Here is a 5,995-nt window from a genome sequence, read left to right as displayed (position 1 = left end):
CGCCAAGCGGGGCCTGACTGGCTGGCCACCTGCCTGACGGGCGGCGACGACTACGAATTGCTGCTCGCCGTCCCACCGGCGCACGACGACGCATTGCGCCGGGCCGCCGCCGCGCGCGGCGTGGCCGTGACCCGGATCGGCCGGTTCGACCGGACCATCTCCGGCGTCACGGTCCAGGGCCCGTCAGGCGAGACCATGGCATTCGCCCGTACGGGATGGAGCCATTTGTAAGAGATTGCCTCAATGGCCCCGCTGATGGCGCATGCAGGCTGGCGGCCGAATGGCGGCCGGCAGGCGTGCTCAAAACGGCAACGGATTGATGTTTCTTTTATCCTTGAGGTAACGGCCGCGCCTCCATAATTTCGGCCACAAACCGGTCCGGGAGGCGATCATTCGTCTTTCGCAGCAAAAAGGTCTATCAGGCTCCCCCGTTTCGGGATCATGCATGGCGCGAACCGGACGCGCGAAGGACGAAATGAAAAGGATCGAGGAATGACGTATCTCTCCCGCATGCCGGGACTGCGGGGCCGGTTGCAGGCCATGACCTGCCTGGCCGGCATGTTCTGTATCGCCACGGCGCCCCTCCAGGGCGCGCACGCCGCAACCGGCCAGCAAGACCGTCATGCCTCGACCACCCGCCGGACCGCAACCAGCGCGACCCCGACCGCTGCGCCACAGGTCCCCGCCGCTGCCTCGCGCGCCGCGACGGCGGAAGACATCTCGGTCACCTCGTCCCGGCAGGCGCTGAACGGCGGCGGCGGCATGATGCGGCTGGAGACGGCACCGCACACCGTGCAGACCGTCGCGAAAGAATATATCGACATGCGCGCGCCGACCAGCACGGCGTTGGACCTGATCAAGAATTTGCCCAGCCTCAGCGTCTCGACCCCCGACACCGCCGGCATGCAGGGCGGCATGATCCAGGTGCGCGGCCTGACCGACCTGGACATGGGGCTGATGGTCGACGGCGCCCCAGCGGCGGCGGCCAAATACATGGCCGAAGACATCGATTCCGAGAACCTGGAAGAAGTCAACGTCACCCCCGGCAGTTCGGGGACCGACCTGCCCGTCATGTCCGCCGCCGCCGGCGTGATGGACGAGCGCAGCCACACGGCGGCGCACCAGTTCGGCGGGCTGATGGATTTCTCCTACGGCACCAACAATCTGTCGCGCGAGTTCCTGCGCCTGGAATCGGGCGAGATCGGCAACAGCGGCGTGCGCAGCTATCTCTCGTTCTCCAACACCCACAGCCGGTCGTGGATGGGATCGGGCATCAACGAACGCCGCCATCTGGATTTCGGTATCCAGAAGGACTGGCAGAACGGTTCGACCGCCAAGGTGTTCCTGTCGTGGAACAACGAGAACTTCACCATCGACAACTACCCGACCGCGCAGGAATTCTACCGGTACAAGCACACCGGCCAGGGCTGGGGGCGCTCGGACGACCCCAGGAACGACAATTACTGGCAGAACAGCAAGGACCACTGGAACCAGGTCTTCCTGACCGCGCCGCTGCACCTTGTCCTGCCCGCACGCCTCAGCTTCGACCTGCAACCCTATTTCAGCTTCGGCCAGGGCTGGGATGCCGCGCCCGCCAACCCCATCTCCAACGACGACGGCACGCCCTACAGCGGCCCGAACCAGACCAGCTTCTTTCTGCAGAACGACACCCGGCAGGTGGGCGCCGTCGCCAAGCTGAGCTACCAGATCGACCCGCACAACGTATTGTCGCTCGGCTACTGGTACGAGAACAACTATACGAACCAATCCTATCCCGGCGGCAACACCAGGGCGGACGGCACGCCGCCCAGCCCGTGGTATCTGTACAAGACCGGTGCCTTCACGTTCGGCCAGAACGCGGGGTATGAGATCCATTCGCTGTTCATCCAGGATACCGCGAAATATCTGCAAGACCGGCTGGTGATTCACGCCGGCTTCAAGTTCGCCATGATCAATAGCTGGACCGCCAGCTTTGCCAACATCGACGGCAGCAAGGTGAAGGGCTCGGTCTGCGACGACAGCGACAATTTCCAGCATTGCAGCAACAATCGGACCGAGCCGCTGCCGCAACTGTCGATCGGCTACACGTTCAACGAGCATCACCAGGTCTATGTCAACGCCGAGGGCGATTACCGCCAGCCCAGCGCGGTGGATATGGGCTGGCTGCCGTCCGGCCCGAACTTCCTGAAGAACCAGTATTCCATCAAGGAAGAACTGGGATACCGCTATCACGACAAATACATCATCGCCGACCTGGCGCTGTTCAACTACAACGTCACGAACCGCATCGTGGACCAGTATGTGGGCATGAACAGCTTTTCGCCCATGTCGATCGGGAACCAGACGATGCGCGGTTTCGATGTCATGGTGTCCGGCCGCTCCATCCACGGTTTCAGCCCCTATGCGTCCTTCGAGTATCTGCACGCGACGCAGGACAGCAACGTGATGGACCCGTATACCAATACGCTGATCCATTCGAAGGGCACGCAGGCGGTGATGGCGCCGCACGTGATGGCGAATTTCGGCCTGACTTATACCCACAAGGGCTTCTTTGCCAACGGAAGCCTACATTACACTGGCCCGCAATCGGTCAGCATCGCCGGCGACCAGCGCATGCCGGGCTATGTGACGGACACGCTGTCTCTGGGCTATCACTTCCCGGCGTTCCTGTTCGCGAAATCGCCGACCTTCCGCCTGAATTTCACGAATCTGACCGGATCGATCGTCCGCACCGGCGCCCTGGGCGTGGTCTATCGCGGCAGCGACCTGAACAGCCACTATGTCTATAGCGGCAGCATGCCTCCCACTCTGGGCTACGGCAATTCCTTCATGGTCGAACCCCGCTTCAGCATGACGGGCACCGTTTCGACCGCTTTCTGATTATCCGCCCGGCCCCTGCCATGGGGCCGGCATGGCCGGACGATTTTCAGTCGCGGCCCTCCAATCGCGACGTGGTGCGCGGGGCTGCTGCCCCCGTACCCGGACGGGGGCAATCGTCCCCCTTCCACCTCCTCAGTCGGTCAGGCTGCGGTCATACACCCGGTAGCGCTTGCACGGTTCGGGCGCCAGCCGTTCGATCAGGCGGCGTACCGGCATGTTGGTCTCCAGGATCCAGCCCATCTCGACCATGCGATAGGGCAGGGACCGGCCGCGCCGCATCAGCTCGGTGATCGCCAGCGCCGGCAGCATGGCGCCCAGCGCCGTGCCCTCGACCTTGGAGCTGACGCCCAGCAGAATGACGCGGGCGGAATGAAAGCGGTGCCGCAGCAGCCGCCCGCCCAGCTTGATCCAGCCCAGCGGCGAGGGCGCGCCACCCAGATCGCCCGCCACGTCGTACAGGTTGGGCACCACCAGCGCGACGGCCGCCGGCTCGCCCTTATGTTCGATCAGCACAAGGTGCTCGGACTTCAGGATCGGCTTCATCTGCGCGATCATGCCGCGCATCTCGTCGGCGGTCAGCGGCACGAAGCCCCAGTTGTTCCGCCAGGCTTCGTTATAGAGCCGACGCAGGATCTCGCCATCCTCGGCGATCTGCCGGCGGCGCATGCCGCGCGTCGTCACGTCGCCCAGCTTGCCCTCGCCCAGCCTCAGGCTGGCGGGTACCAGGTGCGCCTGCTCGGCGGCCGGGCCGATCTCCATCTGATAGGCCAGGAAATCCATCGCCTTGGCAAAGCCGCAAGCTTCGATCATCGCGGGCAGCCAGTGCGGATGCCAGGGCATGGCGATCATCGGCGGGGCATGCTGCCCGTCCACCATCATGCCCAGTTCGCCGTTCGAATTCAGGGTCATGGGCCCGCGGGCCAGGGGCATGCCCTGCGCGCGCAGCCACGCGCAGGCCGCATCCAGCAGGGCCGAGACGACCGCGAGATCGTCGATCGCGTCCAACGCCCCGAAAAAGCCAATTTTTTCGCCCAGCGTCTCGATGGCCAGATCATCGACATGGGCCGAAATCCGGCCGACCGGGCGTCCCGCGCGCATGGCCAGGAAATACTGGGCCCGGCCATGGCCGAAGAACCCGCTTTTGGCAGGATGCAGCAGATCCTTCTGCTCCATGTCCAGCGGCGGGACATAGCCCGGCAGGCCGGCATAAAGCCGGCGCGGCAGTTGAAGGAACAGTGACATCTGACGGCGGCCGGCGACGGGGATGATGACAAGTTGATCCGCTTGGTTCATGACCGGTCCGTACGATGCCGCAAAAGGGCGAATGAAATCAGGCGCCGACCAGCGCCGCCGGCCCCGTGGTGATGACACGGAACCGGCCTTGAAAGAAAGGGGCCCGATGGCCAGGAGGCGCCCAGGCGGCGAAATACGGTTCGATCCCGCGACGATCCTGATGACCGGTGCATCCAGCGGAATCGGCGCGGAAACCGCCCGGTTCTATGCGCGCGCCGGGCGGACGCTCATCCTGTGGGGGCGCGACGCGGGGCGGCTGGAACAGGTGGCGCGCGATTGCCGCGCGGCCGGCGCCACGGTGATCACGCGCGTGCTGGACCTGTCCGACGGGCAGGGGGCGCTTGCGGCATTCCGCCAGGACGATTCGGCGAATCCGGTCGACCTGCTGGTCCTGGCCGCCGGCCTGGGCGACATGCGCCCATCCGCCGACAAGACCGAGCGGGCGGAAACCGTGCTGGAACTCGGCCTGGTGAATTATGCCACCCCGGCTGCGCTGGCGACGGCGGCGGCCGAACGCATGGTGGCGCGGCGGCGCGGACACATCGTGCTGGTGGGATCGGTCGCGGCGTTCCACGCCCTGCCGTTCGCCGCCGGCTATTCCGGGTCCAAGGCCGGACTGACCCGCTTTGCCGAGGCGCTGCGCAACGGCATCGGCGACCATGGCGTGGGCGTGACCCTGATTTCCCCCGGCTTCGTCGACACGCCGATGAGCCGCCGCGTCGCCAGCGCCAAGCCCTTCCTGCAAAGCGCGCCCCAGGCCGCCCGCCTGATCGCCCGCGCGGTCGAGGAAGACCGCGCGCACCTGATCTTCCCCCGCCTGTTCGCCGGCTTGCGCCTGCTGGACCAGCTCCTTCCCGCCCCGGTGCGGTCGGCGATCCTGCGGCGCCTGAAGGCCGATCAGGCTCCCCGCCCGGCGGCATGACGCCCGCGACGCGAATCGAGACTTGACGGCTCCTCGGGAACGGGAAATCACTTTACGACGGATCACAAAAAAGTGCCCCGGCAGAGTGGGGCACCTCGGTCCCGGGCCGGGTAATAAAGGATCCAGGGAGTCGGAGACGACATGAAAGAGATCGTAGCGGTCGATATCGGCGGCACGCATGCGCGCTTTGCCATAGCCACTGTGGACGAGGGCCGGGTGACCGACCTGGGAAACGCCACGACCCTGAAATGCGCCGAACATGCCAGCCTGCAACTGGCGTGGGAGGCCTTCGCCCGTCAGATCGGGCGTCCCCTGCCGCGCGCCGCGGGGATCGCCGTTGCCTGCCCGGTGCAGGGCGAGACGCTCAAGCTGACGAATAATCCGTGGATCATCCAGCCGGCGCAGCTTGGTGCCAAGCTGGGCGTGGACGAACATGTCCTGGTCAATGATTTCGGCGCGGTGGGCCACGCCGTGGCGCAGGTCGATCCGTCCTATCTGCGGCATCTGTGCGGTCCGGACCGGCCGGTATCCGATGCGGGCGTGACCACCATCGTCGGTCCGGGCACCGGGCTGGGTTCGGCCTATGTCGTGCGGCGCGGCGGCCGCTACATCGTCTGCGAGACCGAAGGCGGCCATGTCGATTTCGCGCCGCTGGATGTGGTCGAGGACAAGATCCTGCAGCGGCTGCGCCTGCGCTATCGCCGCGTGTCGACCGAGCGCATCGTCTCGGGACCGGGCCTGGTCAATCTCTACGAGGCGATCGCCGAGATGGAGGGCCTGCCCGCCCGCACGCGCGACGACAAGGAGTTATGGACCCTGGCGCTGGAGGGGCGCGACCACATGGCCTCGGCGGCGCTGGAGCGATTCTGCCTGGCGCTGGGCGCCGTCGCCGGCGACCTG

The 5,995-nt window shown here is 65.9% G+C and carries 4 protein-coding genes and 1 pseudogene; 4 read left to right on the top strand and 1 reads right to left on the bottom strand.

The genetic code is table 11. The features are described 5' to 3' along the window. A pseudogene (locus HUK84_RS08920) lies at window positions 1–231 on the top strand (thiamine-phosphate kinase); the annotation flags it as partial. A gap of 261 nt (window positions 232–492) precedes the next feature. After that, window positions 493–2,880, top strand: a complete 2,388-nt coding sequence (locus tag HUK84_RS08915) for a TonB-dependent receptor (protein WP_176639985.1) — start codon at window positions 493–495, stop codon at window positions 2,878–2,880. Window positions 2,881–3,012: 132 nt separating this feature from the next. Here HUK84_RS08915 and HUK84_RS08910 read toward each other — a convergent pair whose 3' ends face one another. Further along, window positions 3,013–4,173, bottom strand: coding sequence for a hypothetical protein (locus HUK84_RS08910; protein WP_176639984.1), 1,161 nt, complete (start codon window positions 4,171–4,173; stop codon window positions 3,013–3,015). 106 nt (window positions 4,174–4,279) lie between these two features. On the opposite strand from HUK84_RS08910, the gene HUK84_RS08905 reads away from it, so the two are divergent. Both HUK84_RS08905 and HUK84_RS08900 read left to right on the top strand, forming a co-directional pair. Next, window positions 4,280–5,095, top strand: a complete 816-nt coding sequence (locus HUK84_RS08905; RefSeq protein WP_176639983.1) for an SDR family NAD(P)-dependent oxidoreductase — start codon at window positions 4,280–4,282, stop codon at window positions 5,093–5,095. A gap of 141 nt (window positions 5,096–5,236) precedes the next feature. Then, window positions 5,237–5,995: glucokinase (locus HUK84_RS08900; protein WP_176639982.1), on the top strand; the 759-nt coding region annotated here is incomplete at its 3' end.

This window comes from Nguyenibacter vanlangensis, from assembly GCF_013376155.1.
GTDB classification, from domain to species: Bacteria; Pseudomonadota; Alphaproteobacteria; order Acetobacterales; family Acetobacteraceae; genus Gluconacetobacter; species Gluconacetobacter vanlangensis.
This window is presented reverse-complemented; position numbering and strand designations above follow the sequence as displayed.